Below are 15757 nucleotides of genomic sequence, written 5' to 3' on the forward strand. Positions count from 1 at the left end.
CATTATATATGCCTTTTTATATTTTTAGTAAGTTACGTTAAAAACTAAATAATAATTGCTTAGTTTATCTATAGCACCCATTTGAAATCCAGTGACACCCATCATAGTTGCTGCTTGATTAGCTTGAGACATTGACATAGGTGCACCAACTTGGAAACCACTCATAGTATAATCATAATCAATCATCTCTGCACCAATACGAATATGTGCAAAACGGTTAATAGGTTGAATATAGTAAACCTCAATAGCATCACCGCGAGCCGCAAGCTTGTTTGTTAAAGAGTTTGAAGCTTGAGTAAAGTTAAACCAGTTTTTACTACCTTTGTTATATTCAATACCTATACGAGGATTATTCATAGACTCAAAAGGCATAGTGTATCTAGTACCTACCCAAAAAGCATTACCACTTTTTGTTGATGTATCACCAGGAGTATTTGTTAAAAATCCCATAGGTGGATTAGTCATGCTTATTGGGCTTTTAGGATCCATTAAACCATATGCGCCGTTAGGTTTAACTTTTGAAACAGCATAATGAGCAAAGAAGTCAATACCTGTGCTCTTGATGTTTGTAAACTCTAACATAGCAGTAGAAAGCTGAAGATCACCAATACTTGCATTACCTGGAGTCATCGCTACAACATCCTTAGTCAATAGTGTACTAAGTTGTAGTAATGAACCTTCCATTCCTAGACCTGTTTCAAAGAAAGTACCATAATAGTTCATATCTTCCATAGCATCACCAAGATGATTTCCTACATAGCTTCCAGGTTGACTATCTTGAGAACCTTTTCCATAAGCTAGTCTAAGAGACATTCCATTAACGCCAGATACTTTTTGTAAGTTAAGAGTAGCAACGATTGAATCTGCAATAGCATCAAAGCTAAGTGCTGAGTATGTTGCCTTACGAACACCGTTGTCTTTGTACTGGTGAGAAGGACCATCTGAAGTAGGACCACGACCAATTGTAAATGTTACAGGAATATCACCTTTAATTGCTGTCCAATCTACATATGCTCTTTCTACAAAAAGAGTAGAGTCGTTAGGTCTTCTACCTTGAATCATATCAACATTAGACATAGTGTTTATATTACCAACACCATCTCCAGCCCAGTTTTTATACATACTAAGGCGAGCTTTAAACTTCATGTCATCAGTCATTTGTGAACTAAGGTTTAATCTTAAACGGTTAGTCCACAAGTTGTTGTCTTTTGAGCTTTTACCAGTAGCATCTTTTGCATCAAAGTTGTTCATTTGTGTACGAAAGTCAAGACCAAACTGGATTTTATCAGTCATAGTTAGTGTTTCAACTTCATCAATACGCTCTTCTAGCTCATCATTAACATCAAGCTGAGAATTTTTTAGTTCATTAATCTGTTTTTGAAGACTATCTATTTTTGAATTTATATCATCTGATGCATTTGCATTCATAGCTAAAGCTAGAATAGATGCCGCTAAACTTAATTTCATTACTTTTTTCATTTTAAACTCCATCTTTATATACCTGCTGCTTCAGGATGATCAGAATCCGCTGCATGACTTGTTAAATACTTTTTTAAAGCAGTTTTATCTGCATCAGACAATTTGTCTATGCCATATTTTGCCATCTTTTTGTCTTTTTCGAAGACTTTTTCCCACTGTGTTATGGCCTTTGAACTAGCGTTTAAACCAAGTTGAACCGCAAGCTCCTTGCCACCGGCAAATGATAACGTTGCAACAACAGACAAGGCTAAAAATAAACGAAAAATTTTCATTGTTAACTTCCTTAGTAATATAGTGTTGAAATTATATCATAAAGTATTCGTTAATTTTCTTAAACAAATAAAATATATAATCCAGCATTATATAACATTTTTAAACTTGCCCTAAAATCCTCATAAAGAGTTTTAAAATATTTTTAAGAGGTCAAGCCTTTAAACTCTTTCTCAGCCAAGTGCATCATAAATAATTGGATAATTGATCAGAAGCTTCAATTATTTCTTACTACACAAAGAGTGCACGCTCTATAAGTATAATTTTAAGCTAAAGTGCATAAAGGAGTCTATTATGAAACTCAAAGAGTTGTATATGAATTTTTCACATGTAGGTGATTTATTTAAACCACTTTCTTTGCTTATAGCAAGGTTAATAGTTGCTTACGGGTTTTACGAGCCGGCTATGATGAAGTGGAAAAGTATTGAGAATGTTGCTGAGTGGTTTGGCTCAATGGGAATTCCTCTGCCTCTTTTAAATGCTTATATGGCAGCTACAACAGAGATAGTAGGGGTAGTATTGCTCACTTTAGGGCTATTTACAAGGGCTATATCTTTGCCTCTTATAGTTGTGATGATTGTTGCAATTGTAACGGTGCATCTCCCACATGGATTTTCAGCAGGAGAGAATGGTTTTGAGATTCCGCTTTACTATATGATATTTTTATTTATCTTTGTTTCCAACGGAGCAGGGAAGTATAGTTTGGATAGATTGATATTTGGCGAGAAAAATTAGTATAATAAACTATGATTTTTAATTCACGCAGATTATTTTTAAAAAATAGCTTTCTAAGTTCAGTTGTATTTGTTACATGTGGGAGTGAACTCTTTGGTGCTGTTACTCCAATGCAGACTATCTCTATGGTGCAGGGTGATTTATTCCCCTCTACCCCATTGTTCCCACATACTAAAGAGATAAACGCAACTTACTACCTAACTCAGATACTCTCTCACTCCCGTGTCACTGATGAAGATAAAGCTTTTATAAAAGATGGAGTTAAGTGGCTCAATGAAGAGGCGGTTTTAAAGTATAAAAAACTATACTCAGCGCTCTCATGGCAACAGCGGCAGGAGACACTAAAAGATATAGCAGAGACAAATTGGGGAGAGAGTTGGATTAAAACTATTATGAATTATCTGTTTGAAGCTATGCTCGGAGATCCGATTTATGGCGGGAATAAGGGTCAGGTAGGCTGGAAATGGCTAAATCATAAATCTGGATTACCAAGACCAAAAAAGGCACTTTTGTGAAGTATGATATATGTATAGTGGGTAGTGGAGCAGGTGGCTCACCAATAGCTTATGAACTCTCTAAAGCTGGATACAAAGTAATAGTTTTGGAAAAAGGTTCTAATTATAAAGAGGAAGATTTCTCTAAAGATGAGATAGCAGTTAGCAGAAGGTCTCTCTTTACTCCGCTCTTAAAAGATGAGCAACATGTAATAAATGATAGAGAAAAAGATGGCTCTGTAACGAGATATGTAGGTAGTGAATACAACTGGAATTTTTGGAACGGCTCAATGGTTGGGGGCTCTTCAAACCTTATGAGCGGTTATTTTCACAGGATGAAACCGAATGATTTTCGCCTAAAAAGCAAGTTTGGTGAGATAGAAGGGGCGAATGTTGTAGATTGGCCTATAAGCTACAAAGATTTAGAGCCATATTATACAAAGGTTGAGGAACTTATAGGGGTCTCAGGAGATGCTAAAAAACATAAATTTCTAGAGCCTCGCTCAACAAAAAACTTTCCATATCCAATGCTTGAAGTCAATGGTGCTACTAAATGGTTTGATTCTACATGTAGAAGGTTGGGTTATGAGAGTATACCAACTCCAAGAGCTGTTTTATCCCATAATGCACTAGGTAGAAACGGTTGTTCTTATTCTAACTTTTGCGGAAGTTATGGGTGTGCAACAGGGGCTAAGGGGAGTGCAAGAGCTGCACTGCTTCAAAAATGCAATGCAAAGATAGTTACTGATGCTTTTGTTTATAAGCTTGACAGCAATAAACATAAAGTTACTAAAGCACATTACTATGACAAAAATCTTAAAAGTCACACTATTCAGGCGAATATATTTGTAGTTGCTGCCCAGGCAATCGAGACATCAAGACTTCTTTTAAACTCTAAAAATGTACACTTTCCCAAAGGTTTGGCAAACAATAGTGGAGAAGTTGGAAAAAATCTGATTTTTTCTGCGGGAGGAAGTGGCACAGGGAGATTCAGGTTTGAATCGCTGACAGCTGAACAACGAAAAGAGTTAATGGAGCCTGGACTCTTTTTTAACCGTTCCTTGCAGGATTGGTACGAGTACGAACACAGAGAGAAAAAGTACAAAGGCGGGACTATAGACTTTTTATTTGAACATGCAAATATTATAAGTCGTGCCAGCAGAGAGATGTATGGTGACAACGGACATCTTTTATGGGGTAAGGAACTTCAAGAAAAGATACATAAAAATCTTACAACTTCAAGAGTTTTGACATTTGAAGTTTTTAACGACTGGCTGCCAACTGATTACTGCAATGTAACCATAGATGATAAAGTAAAAGATAAATATGGTGTAAAAGTTGGAGCTATAAACCTCTACTCGCATCCCAGGGATGTCGAGGTTGGGGAGTATTTAGCAAAAAAAGCAAGAATTGTTTTGCAGATGATGGGAGCAGAAGATATATCTGTAAATATTTCAGCCTCTCCCCCTCCAAATCTGGTGGCTGGCGGGTGCAGGTTTGGAATAAATCCTAAAACATCAGTTTTGGATTTAAACTGCAAGGCACATGAGCTTAACAATCTTTATGTGACAGATGCTAGTTTTATGCCAACTGGGGGAAGCGTCCCGTATACTTGGACTATTTATGCAAACTCTTTTCGAGTTGCAGATGCTATACTTGACTCACTATATGGTTGAGAAAGCTACTAATCTTCTCCCATTCTACATGTAGAACAAAAGAGTAAATTATTAAGTTAAATCATAATAATACTTCTGATAACTCATAATATATGATATAATAATTCATAATTATGGAGCAACTATGTTTATACAAAGAAATATCAAACCTTACATTTTAGAACTACTAGAATCATTTAAAATTGTAACTATCGCAGGACCGAGACAATCTGGTAAAACTACCCTTAGTAAAGAGATAGCCAAAGAGCTTGGTTTTTCATACTATACAATGGATGATGAGACTATCTTAAAAGCTGCAAAAGATGACCCAATAACTTTTGCAAAACAATTAGCAAAGTCACCTGCTGTCATTGATGAGATACAGATGGCAATAGAGTTAGTAAAAGCGTTAAAAATGGTAGTAGATGAAGAAAACAAAAATGGAATGTTCCTTTTAACAGGGTCTGCTGATTTGTTTAAAATGAGTGCTATCAATGAATCACTCGCGGGAAGAATGGTAAGTGTAAATCTATTTCCTTTTTCTCAATATGAGATACACCATAAAAGTGAGAACTTAATAGATTTGTTATTTAGTGAAGAGGTTTCAGATAGGAACTTTAAAGCAATTAGTGTTGAGGAACAAGTTGAGATAATCGTAAAAGGTGGCTTTGCAGACGTTTATAATAAGTCACAAAGAGTATCTTCTGCTTGGTTTGAGAGTTACATTGCAGCTCGTATTGAGAAGGATTTAAGTCTTATAAAGCGTGTAAGTCAGGAGAACAAGTCTGAGATATTTAAGCTACTCTCACTCCTAGCACACAACAATGCTAATCTTTTAAAATATAACTCCTTATCTCAACATCTAGCTATAAAAGATATGACAGTAAAGTCAGATATAGAGATACTTGAAGCACTATATCTTGTCAAAAGAGTAAATCCCTACTTTACTAACAGAGGTAAAAGAGAAGTTAAAGCTCCTAAAATTCACTTTACAGATACAGGTTTAGCCTCGCATCTTCTGGGTATAGATAAAGAAGCACTGCTTCTAACACAAAGAGAACACCTTGGAAATTTAGTTGAAAACTTTATATATGCAGAGCTTTTAAAACATACAACATATTCTCAAAAAACAACTAAGATTTATCACTATAGAGATGCTGATTATGAGGTTGATTTTGTACTAGAACAGAGTAACACAAATATAATAGGCATAGAAGTAAAATCTTCTACAAATATAAAAAGCTCAGAGCTAAGAGGACTTGTAAAACTAGCCCAGAATAGCGGAGAACTTTTTAGGGGTGGATTTGTTTTTTACATGGGTGAGCATATAATACCGATGCAAAAAGATGGCTATAAATTTTTAGTATTGCCTATATCTCTTCTATTAAACTGATAAAGCTACTAATCTTCTCCCATTCTATTTATGTGTTCAGGCAACTCTTTGCTCGCTGCGGCTCCAAGTTTTTCCAGCTTTTGAAACTGGCTGGTAATGCTTCCTGCACCATGATGCATTTTTGAGTAAGCCTCATCATAGGTTTTTTGTACGGTAACTATCTGTTTTCCAAGCCTCTCGACGCTCTCCACAAACCCTGCAAATTTATCAAACAAAAGGCCGGCTCTTTTTGCTATCTCTTGGGCATTTCTTTGTTGATGTTCATACTTCCAACTGTTTTCAACCGCACGAAGAGAGACCATAAGTGTAGTTGGACCAACTAGGATGATATTTCTTTTAAAAGCATGGTCAAAAAGTGTACTGTCATACTCCATAGCCATTAGCAGAGCAGACTCAATGGGGACAAACATAAAGATAAAGTCTAGTGTCTCAACACCTTTTAAAGAGGTGTAATCTTTGCCGCTTAACTCCTTGATATGTTTTTTCATAGAGGCTACATGTAGATTGGCAAAACTCTCTCTATCTTTATCATTGTCACATGAACAATACTGCTCATATGCAGTTAGTGAAGTTTTGGCATCTATTATAATATCTCTAGTGTTAGGGAGGTGAACTATTACGTCAGGTCTATAACGACTTCCATCACTCTCATGTTCCAAACTCACTTCACGCTCATACTCTTTTCCTAGTCTTAAGCCTGAGTTTTCAAGAACGCTCTCTAGAATCATCTCTCCCCATACACCTTGAGTCTTACTCTCCCCCTTTAATGCTTTGGTAAGATTTTTAGTATCTTGACTCATTTGATGGTTTATCTCTTTGATGCTTTTTATCTCTGCTTGAAGCATTGAACGGTCTTTCGCCTCTTTAATGTAAACATCATCAATCTGCTTTTTAAACTCGTTGAACTGCTCTCTCATAGGGTTTATCATCTTGCTTATGTTTTCTTGGTTTTGAGTAGAGAACTTTTGTGAATTAGATTCGAGTATCTTGTCTGCTAACTCTTTAAACTCAAGCTTCATCTGCTCTTTATTTTTCTCAAGCAAATCTATTTTCTCTTGACTCATCTGGTTTATACCGTTTATCCGCTCATGCAAAACAGCATTTTCATTTGAGAGTGCTGCAACTTTTTTAGTCTCTTCATCAAGAGAGTTTTGCATACCCTTAATTACAATAATCCAAAGAGCTAGTACGCCAAATATCATCCCAATAATTACATAAAAAGCTTCAATCATTTAAACTCATTATTTCATAGAACTGCCGCATTTTCCCGCAGCACACTTCATGACAGCTTCTTTTGGAATCTCTTTTGGAGCTTCTTTTTTTGGTTTGGGTTCATTCATTGAGGCACCGCATTTGCCAGCAGCGCATTTCATTACAGCTTCTTTTGGAGCTTCTTTTTTAGGTTTAGGCTCATTCATCGAAGCACCACATTTTCCGGCAGCACATTTCATGGCAGGTGCTGCCCCACATTTCCCTGTTCCACATTTTAAAATAAGCTTGATGCCGTCAGGGTCACGGACACAATCATACGCTTCTTTCGTTGTCTTTGCTTGCATTACACAATCTTTTCGTGAGTCTTTTTCACGCATCTGAGAGAGTATATTGTTTTTCTTTTTAGCTAAAGCGGAGTTACCGTCAAACATATTTGCACCACATTTTCCAGCACCACATTTCATACCCGGAGCAGCTTTGCTCTCTTCTTTTTTTTCACCACACCCGCTTAGTAGAAGCAGCGCTAGTGAAATAAATAAAATTATTTTAATTTTCATCATTTTTCTTCCCCGATATTTTCAAGTTCTCTTTTTTTATTTGAGAGTTCTTTTTTTGCATACAGCTCATATAAAATAGGGATAATTATCAAGCTTAGTATAGCAGAAGATATAGCTCCTCCTAGCATAGGTGCAGCAATTCTCTGCATTACTTCACTCCCCACACCATGTGAATACATGATTGGAGCAAGTCCGGCAAGAAGTGAAAATACTGTCATAAGTTTTGGTCTGACTCTTTGAACGGCACCCTCATATATTGCTTTGTTTAAGTGCACCAGATTAAATTCATTGCCATGCTTCTCTTTAGACTCATGGACGCTCTCTTGAAGGTAAACAATCATAACAATTGCGGTTTCAGCTGCCACACCAAGGAGTGCCAAAAAGCCGACAATTACGGCTATACTCATAGCAAAGTTCAACATATCTATGTAGATTAAGCCCCCTAGTAGAGCAAAAGGGAGGGTTAAAAATACAATAAGAGTTGGAACCATCTCTTTGAGCGCAAAATATATAAGAACTAAAATACTAAGTAAAACAGCAGGTATAATCCATACTATTTTAGCCATAGCTGACTCTAGATACTCAGATTGCCCAGCCCACTCTACGTAATAGCCCGAATCAAAATCAATCTCATCAATTAGTTTTTGAGCTTGTGCTTTGTATTCCGATGCTGTAACCCCGTCATTTGGTGTAATGTACACAAATGTAACAGGAGTTGCCATTTCAGACTTTATTACAGAAGCACTTTGTCTGTACCCAACTTCTGCAAAAGTAGATAGTGGGACAAAGCCAAGTTTAGTTTTAATCTGAATATCTTTAATGCTATCAATTGAACGTCTCTCGCTCTCATCTAAACGCAGAGTGATAGGGTAACGCTCTAGACCTTTATACATAGTAGAGATTTTCATACCGCCAATAGCTAAAGATGTATACTCAAGCAGTGCATCTTTTGCTAAGCCATAACGTTGAAGAGCCTCTTCGTCTATCTCTATATCTACATAATATCCTGCACTTGCCTGATCGGCAAAAACAGAGAGAGTCTTATTGAAGCCACGAAGTTTATCCTCGATTATTTTTCCATATTTTTGAAGTCCGTCTGGAGTTTGACCGTAGAGTTTAATTCCTAGAGGTGTACGAATACCGCTTAAAAGCATATCTATACGTCCACGAATAGGGTAAGTCCATGAGTTTACAAGCCCAGGGATTTGAAGAGCTGCTTCCATCTCTTCTCTTAATTTTGTATATGTCATTCCCTCTCGCCACTCACTTTGGGGTTTAAGAGTTATTATAGTCTCCAACATTCCTAAAGGTGCAGGGTCTGTAGCAGTACTAGCACGTCCACCTTTTCCAAAAACAGTCTCAACCTCAGGGAATGATTTGATAATCTTGTCTGTTTTTTGTGTTAAAGCTTTTGACTGGTCTATAGAGATTCCATAGGGAGTTACAGGCATATACATAAAGCTTTGCTCATTAAGCATAGGCATAAATTCCCATTTTAAATTTTTGTAAAGCGGGTACATGTAACCTAGTGAAGCGACAACAAGAATAATAACAAGATATTTGAGCTTTAGTCCATAAACAATTATGGGGTGATAAAGCCATATAAAAAATCTGTTTAGCGGATTTTTATTTTCCGGTAAGATTTTCCCTTTTACAAAATATATCATAAGAACAGGTACAAGGGTGATACTTAAGATTGCTCCTGCTCCCATTGTAAATGTTTTTGTAAATGCAAGAGGAGTAAAAAGCAGACCCTCTTGACCTGAGAGAGCGAATATAGGGAAAAATGAGACAACAATAAGTGCCAAAGCAAAAAAGATTGGGCGGCCAACAAGTTGAGAAGACTTTAAAATGACATCAATTCTCTCTTGGTTTGTTGGCAACCTATTGTGTTTAGTCTCAAACTTATGCAACATTTTATGGGCATTTTCTATCATAACAATAGAGGCATCTACCATCGCTCCAATAGCAATAGCAATTCCCCCTAGAGACATAATATTTGAGCCAATATTAAACAAGTGCATTAGTAGAAAAGTTACACCAACTGTTAAAGGAAGTATTATTAAAACAATAAGAGATGAGCGAAAGTGCATCAAAAATAGACCAATAATGACGACAACTATTATGCTCTCTTCTATAAGTGTACTCTTTAGTGTTTCTACAGCTTTTTCTATTAAAGACGAGCGATCGTAAACAGTAACAACATCAACATCATCAACCTTTAGCTCTTTCATTTTTTTGTCTATACGTTTTATTGCCGAGTAAACATCTTCTCCGTAGCGCAGCAGTACAATACCGCCAACAACTTCACCCTCACCGTTTAAATCTGCTACGCCACGCCTAGCTGCCGGTGTAAGTTCAACTCGTGCAATATCACCGAGTGTAACGGCAACGCCACCTTTTTGAGTTACAACAAGCCTTCTGATATCATCCAAATCTTGAACATAGCCCTTGGCCTGAACCATCCACTCAAAACCATTTTCTATTACTATCCGTCCGCCTGTATCGTTATTGTTTGCTTTTAGAACTTGTGCAACATCATTTATGCTTAAGTCGTACCTAATAAGATTGTCATTGTTTACGCTTACTTGGTAGGTCGGTACAAAGCCGCCTATGGAAGCAACTTCAGAGACACCGTCTACACCCATAAGTGCATATTTGTAATAGTAGTCTTGAAGAGTTCTAAGCTGTGCCAGATTTTTTGTTTTTGATGTTAGTGCATACTCATAAGCCCAGCCAACACCCGAAGCATCAGGACCAAGTGAAACGGCCATTGATGGAGGGAGTTGTGACTGTATAGCGGAGAGTTGCTCAAGTACACGGCTTCTTGCCCAGTAAAGATCAGTCCCCTCTTTAAAAATAATATAGATAAGACCGTTTTCATAAGTAGAGTATCCACGAACTGTGTCAATATCTGCAATTGCCAAAAATTGAGAAACTAGAGGGTACGTCCCTTGATCTTCTATAATCTCAGGAGATTGACCTGGCCAATTTATCTGCACAATTGCTTGTGGAGGAGACAAATCTGGTAGTGCATCAAGCGGAGTGTTCTTTATGGAATAGTAAGACCCCATTGACAAAAAGAGTGTCATCATAAGTATTAAAAATTTATTTTTAATACTGAATTCTATTAGTTTTTCAATCATTTTGATTTCCTAATATAGTGAATTTATCTGAGCATCTGAATCCATCATAAACAGAGCATTGTTGACAACTTCATCACCTTCATTAAGACCACTTACAATTGCGTATGTGTTAGCGTCAATTATTTTAGCTTCTACTTCTATAGGCTCATATTCACCCTCATATTCGCCAACCATAAAGACATAGTGAGTTCCGCTTTTACGAATAACTGCTGTTGATGGTAAGACAAGCTGTGATTTCTCATCTATAAGTGAAATAACGTTGGCGTACATTCCCGGAAATAGGTTGTGCGCTTCGTTATCTACTCTCAAACGAAGAGTCAGAGTAGCTACTTTTGGGTCAAGCTGCGGGTAAAGAAGTTTATTGCTAGTTTTGTAAACCTTCTCCAACCCTTTAAAAGTAAGTTCATAGCTAGAAGTAGTTGAGAGTCTTGCTCTCTCCTCTTCAAAGAGTTTTGTCTCAACCCAAACTTCATCAAGGTTAACTATCTGAAAAAGTTTTTGCTTTGCATTGAAAGCAGCCCCTTTGTCAACGCTTTTAATAAATACATAACCATCTATAGGGGAGTAAATAGTAGTATTTGGTGAGACCTTTGTTCCGTCAATAACCTCGTTTACCTCTTTGTCGCTTATTCCAAGGAGTTGTAGTTTAAGTTTTGAACTCTCCAGCATCCCTTTATTTGGACGTTGTTTTATATACTTAAATGTATTTAGATACTCATCTTTTGCTTTAAATACTTCAGGAGAATATACGGTAGCTAGTGCCTCCCCTTTTTTTACCTTTTTATATATTTTATCGGCATATAATTCAACAATATAGCCACCAAAGCGAGGTGATATGTCGTATTTACGACTCTCATCCGTCATTACATAACCGTAGTTTTTAATTCGTTGGCTATTAGTCTCTTTTTTTACCTTTATGGTCTGTACACTAAAAAGTTGTTTTACAGTTGCATCTTTTGCAACAAGCAGTAAAGGTAATACCAGTAAAAATAGTTTTAATTTTGTCTTCATTTTAACTCTCCTGAAAGGGCAGAAATTTTTGCTATGTTGCGGTTATATGAGGCTACAGCAGCTATGCTTGTTTGTTCGAGCTTTAGCTTTTTAATTAAGATATCTATATATTTAAACAAATCTCCACCTGTCGCAATAGATGATGACGTTAATTCAAACATATGTTCTATTTGAGGAAGAGCCTCATTTTGAATTATATGGTAGATTTCATAAGCAGACTTCATCTGCAAATAGGCAGTTTTAAAATCTGCCTCGACAGATATTTTTGTATCTTCTTTTAAGCTATGAGCTACAAGTGCTGATTTTCTTGCCTGCTCTTCTTTGTAGTCTTCTGTTGAGTATATTGGAAGATTTATCCCAATACCAAAAGTCATAAAGTCGTCAAAGTTATTCCTAAATGAGTACGCTGCTAAAACATTGACATCCGGATAGTTCTCTGCTTTGGCACTCTCAACAATAGCGTTGCTCTTTTGAATCTGTTTATCACTTAAAGAGAGAGCAGTGTTATTTGTTAATCCTACATGTAAGCTCTCCATATCCGGCATTTTCTTAATACTAAGGGATAAGTTAAGCTTTTTTATTTCAAAAGATGCAAGATAGGATAATTTTGCATATGATGAATATATTTTTGCATTTAAAGTGCTTTTTTGAATACGAAGATCGGAGAGAGTTAGCTCAGCTGACATAATCCCAATATGTTGGTTTCCGGAGGTAGCAGTGTAAGATTGAAAAAGTTCAATATTTTGTTTTGTTAACTCCTCGTAAGAAACTATTGTTTTGTAAAGACTCTCAAGCTCCCAAATAGTGTAAGCCTGATTTTTTATCTCATTTACCAATGTTACTTTGGCTTGTGTCAAGTTTGTAGATAAAACCTCTTTTTCAGCCAAAGAAATATTTTTCAACTTATCTCTTTTGCCGTAATATGGAAGCTTTTGTTGCAAGGTTAAAATCTTTTGACTCATAGCCTGCGATTCATCTAAAGTGTTTTGTGAAAAAGAGAGAGAGGGGTTTGGAAGCTGATCGGAAATATCTATGCTAGAGTTATTTACTGCTATACGGTTTGCAATAGACTCCAAAGAGGGGTTTTTATCTAGTGCTTTAGATATTGCCTCATCAAGGGTCATTCCGTAAAGACTTGAAGCCAGAATAAATGGTTTCTTATCTAATGCTTTAGATATCGCCTCTTCAAGAGTCAATCCGTAAAGGCTTGAAACCAGAATAAATAGTGCTAAAAGCAATTTTTTCATATAAATCCTTTAAAAATTCAAAGAGGTTTTAACACGTGACTTTTTACCAGCACTCGGCGTTATAAAGATATGTAACTGCCATGTTCCACCCATAGAGAGGTTTACAGTAGTTTCAAATTTTCCATTTCCCAAATCTTTTGCATCAGCTTTTGATTCCATCGCTGGCATTCCAGGCATCGCAGGCATAAAGGCTTTTACACTTACTTTTACATCTTTATCTTTTGGTGTAATATCAAGAATAAGAGTATTTGAGCCTGTAGTAAGTGGTTTGTCAGAACTGATAATTACTTCAGTCGTTGTGTTTTTTGCAGATTGTTCAAAAGCTGCAGCTTGCAAGAGAGTAGCACTTAACATTAAGGCTAGTAAAGCAATTAATATTTTTTTCATGATTTGTCCTTTTTAATGTTTTGAATTGTACCATACTGTATGTGCAGAGAGTGTGTAGAGTTCAGTATGTCTTGTGTATAATTGCACCATGAATAAGATTAAACTAATCGCAATAAATGACTCAAATAGAGCATCTTTAGAGATTTACCACAAGCTAAGAGAGAACGCTTTTACAAAGGACAACAGTTTTATAGCAGACTCTCCCAAGGTGGTAAATATACTCTTAAAGACAGACATAGAAGTAAAGAGTATTCTTGCCACACAAGAGTACTATGATGAGTTTGAAGAGCTGATATCCTTAAAAAAAATCCCCGAACTTTTTGTTATAAAAAAAGATGAGATGGAGAAAATAATCGGACACAAAATACACCATAACTGTATGATGCACGGAATTCGTCCAGATGACACTTCGCTTGAGAATATGGGTGAGAATATAATAATGTTAGATGAGATTACATCAACTGAAAATGTCGGCTCAATTGCTAGAAGCGCGGCCGCACTCGGAGTTACTTCATATATGCTTCCAAAACAGGCTCCACACCCATATTCACGCAGAGCGCTTAGAGTATCTATGGGGCATATTAGTAAGCTACATGTGCATATTTATGATGATATATTTTTCACACTAAGCTCTTTAAAAGCTGATGGATATAAAATATTTGGAGCTGAGGTAACAAAAAATTCTACCCCACTAATGGAAGTGAAAATTCCTAAAAAGTGGGTACTTTTGATGGGTCACGAGGGGAAAGGTTTAAGCGAAGAAATTATCGAGATGTGTGATGAGGTAGTAGAGATTGAAATGATGGATGATGTCAGAAGTTTCAATGTTGGTATTGCCGCATCAATACTTATGTATCAGTTTAAAAATAGCACAAATCGAATATAATCTGTTAAGCTATTAATGTATAGGAGATAAGATTATGCAAAATGTATATTTGGGACGTCAGCCAATTTTAGATTTATATGGCAAACTTAACTCTTATGAGATTTTATACAGGGGTGAATATGAGCAAAACAAAGGGGTTAATAACCGCTTTGTTAGTGCCGCCGTTATATGTAGTGTTTTAAATAAATTTGGGACACATGCAGTACTGGGTAGTCGAAAAGCATTCGCAAAAGTAGATGAAAAATTTTTAATGAGTGATATGATTTTCACAATTCCAAGTCAGTTTTTCATATTTTCAATAGTTGAAGCTGATGTTAATGAGAGAGTTGTTGAGAGGTGTGAGCAGCTAAAAGAGAGAGGTTATGAACTGGCTATAAATGATATAACATTTGATGAAGATAATTTAAATAAATATTCATCAATACTCTCAACCCTTTCGTATGTTAAAATAAATTTTGACAAAACATTTAAAGATGATGAGTATGTAAAAAATATAATATCAGGGCTTAAAGATAACAATATCAAAGTGGTTGCTACAAAAATAGAAAATGATGAGAAGTATTTGTTTGCTAAAAGTCTAGGGTGTGAATTATTTCAGGGTTACTTTTTTGCAAAACCTAAAATATTAGAAAGTGAAAAGCATGACCCTTCACAAATGAATATATTAAAACTTTATAGCTTACTTATGGAAGATACCAATATAGACGAAATCACGTCAGAGTTTGAAAAAAATCACGCCCTTACTATTCAGTTGCTGCGGTATATCAACTCTAGTGCATTTCATTTTAAGGATAAAATCTCTTCAATTCACCATATTTTGACACTTGTCGGAAGAACACCTCTTGCTCAGTGGTTAATGCTTATGATATATTCGAAGTCTGTTGCTAAAAAAGGTGATATTTCACCTTTATTGTTGATGGTAAAACACCGTACGGATTTAATGCAGACAATTTTCAAAAAAATAGAACCTTACTCAAGAAGCAATGTTTTAGGACAGGCATATTTTGTTGGAGTATTGTCTCTTATAGATACTGTATTTGGAGAAAAGCTAGAGAAAATATTAGATGATATGAATGTGGATGATACTACAAAATTGGCTCTACTTGATGATGGTGGTCTTCTAGGGGAGATATATGCTTTGGTTAGGGATGTTGAGCAATTTAAGACAAAAAACATAACCCTCTTTGAAAAAAAACATAATTTAGAAAATAATACAATTGAGCGCTTAATGTTTGATAGCATGAGCGAAGTAACAGCATTTGAAAATGCATTTTGTTCAATATAA

The 15757-nt window shown here is 36.0% G+C and carries 14 protein-coding genes; 6 read left to right on the forward strand and 8 right to left on the reverse strand.

Features of this window, described 5'->3' with window-relative positions:
• Positions 1–24: 24 nt before the first annotated feature.
• Positions 25–1479: a DUF3373 family protein gene (locus HUE88_RS00515; RefSeq protein WP_194370039.1), complete on the reverse strand. Its 1455-nt coding sequence runs from the start codon at positions 1477–1479 to the stop codon at positions 25–27.
• A gap of 14 nt (positions 1480–1493) precedes the next feature.
• Complete coding sequence (locus tag HUE88_RS00520) at positions 1494–1751, reverse strand: hypothetical protein (RefSeq protein WP_194370041.1); 258 nt, start codon at positions 1749–1751, stop codon at positions 1494–1496.
• 292 nt (positions 1752–2043) lie between these two features.
• Between HUE88_RS00520 and HUE88_RS00525 the strand changes: the two genes are divergently transcribed.
• The 4 genes from HUE88_RS00525 (at position 2044) to HUE88_RS00540 (ending at position 6026) form a co-directional block, all read left to right on the forward strand.
• Positions 2044–2484, forward strand: a complete 441-nt coding sequence (locus tag HUE88_RS00525; RefSeq protein ID WP_194370043.1) for an HvfX family Cu-binding RiPP maturation protein — start codon at positions 2044–2046, stop codon at positions 2482–2484.
• An 11-nt stretch (positions 2485–2495) separates the two neighbouring features.
• Positions 2496–2999: a gluconate 2-dehydrogenase subunit 3 family protein gene (locus HUE88_RS00530; RefSeq protein ID WP_194370045.1), complete on the forward strand. Its 504-nt coding sequence runs from the start codon at positions 2496–2498 to the stop codon at positions 2997–2999.
• The gene (locus tag HUE88_RS00535; protein ID WP_194370047.1) at positions 2996–4654 is read left to right on the forward strand and encodes a GMC family oxidoreductase; all 1659 of its coding nucleotides are present in this window, start codon (positions 2996–2998) and stop codon (positions 4652–4654) included. The genes HUE88_RS00530 and HUE88_RS00535 overlap by 4 nt, the downstream gene beginning before the upstream one ends.
• A 124-nt stretch (positions 4655–4778) precedes the next feature.
• On the forward strand, positions 4779–6026 hold the full coding sequence (locus HUE88_RS00540) for an ATP-binding protein (protein ID WP_194370049.1): 1248 nt from the start codon (positions 4779–4781) through the stop codon (positions 6024–6026).
• Positions 6027–6034: 8 nt separating this feature from the next.
• On the opposite strand, the gene HUE88_RS00545 is transcribed toward HUE88_RS00540, so the two are convergent.
• Genes HUE88_RS00545 through HUE88_RS00570 form a run of 6 tightly spaced genes read right to left on the reverse strand, consistent with a single transcriptional unit; the run spans position 6035 to position 13586 of the window.
• Positions 6035–7258, reverse strand: coding sequence for a DNA recombination protein RmuC (locus tag HUE88_RS00545; protein WP_194370051.1), 1224 nt, complete (start codon positions 7256–7258; stop codon positions 6035–6037).
• 9 nt (positions 7259–7267) lie between these two features.
• The gene (locus tag HUE88_RS00550; RefSeq protein WP_194370053.1) at positions 7268–7798 is read right to left on the reverse strand and encodes a hypothetical protein; all 531 of its coding nucleotides are present in this window, start codon (positions 7796–7798) and stop codon (positions 7268–7270) included.
• A complete protein-coding gene (locus HUE88_RS00555; protein WP_194370055.1) occupies positions 7795–10941 on the reverse strand; it encodes an efflux RND transporter permease subunit in 3147 nt (1048 codons plus the stop codon). Before HUE88_RS00555 ends, HUE88_RS00550 begins: the two co-directional genes overlap by 4 nt.
• 9 nt (positions 10942–10950) lie before the next feature.
• Positions 10951–11952 (reverse strand): permuted SH3 domain-containing protein, encoded by a 1002-nt coding sequence (locus tag HUE88_RS00560; RefSeq protein WP_194370057.1) that lies wholly within the window; start codon positions 11950–11952, stop codon positions 10951–10953.
• On the reverse strand, positions 11949–13199 hold the full coding sequence (locus HUE88_RS00565; protein WP_194370059.1) for a TolC family protein: 1251 nt from the start codon (positions 13197–13199) through the stop codon (positions 11949–11951). Before HUE88_RS00565 ends, HUE88_RS00560 begins: the two co-directional genes overlap by 4 nt.
• A 9-nt stretch (positions 13200–13208) precedes the next feature.
• Positions 13209–13586, reverse strand: a complete 378-nt coding sequence (locus HUE88_RS00570) for a FixH family protein (protein ID WP_194370061.1) — start codon at positions 13584–13586, stop codon at positions 13209–13211.
• Positions 13587–13674: 88 nt separating this feature from the next.
• Between HUE88_RS00570 and HUE88_RS00575 the strand changes: the two genes are divergently transcribed.
• Together HUE88_RS00575 and HUE88_RS00580 are read left to right on the forward strand one after the other, a co-directional pair.
• A complete protein-coding gene (locus tag HUE88_RS00575; RefSeq protein ID WP_194370063.1) occupies positions 13675–14472 on the forward strand; it encodes a TrmH family RNA methyltransferase in 798 nt (265 codons plus the stop codon).
• Positions 14473–14506: 34 nt separating this feature from the next.
• Positions 14507–15757 (forward strand): EAL and HDOD domain-containing protein, encoded by a 1251-nt coding sequence (locus tag HUE88_RS00580; protein WP_194370065.1) that lies wholly within the window; start codon positions 14507–14509, stop codon positions 15755–15757.

The sequence above is a fragment of the Candidatus Sulfurimonas baltica genome, assembly GCF_015265455.1.
Lineage (GTDB): Bacteria > Campylobacterota > Campylobacteria > Campylobacterales > Sulfurimonadaceae > Sulfurimonas > Sulfurimonas baltica.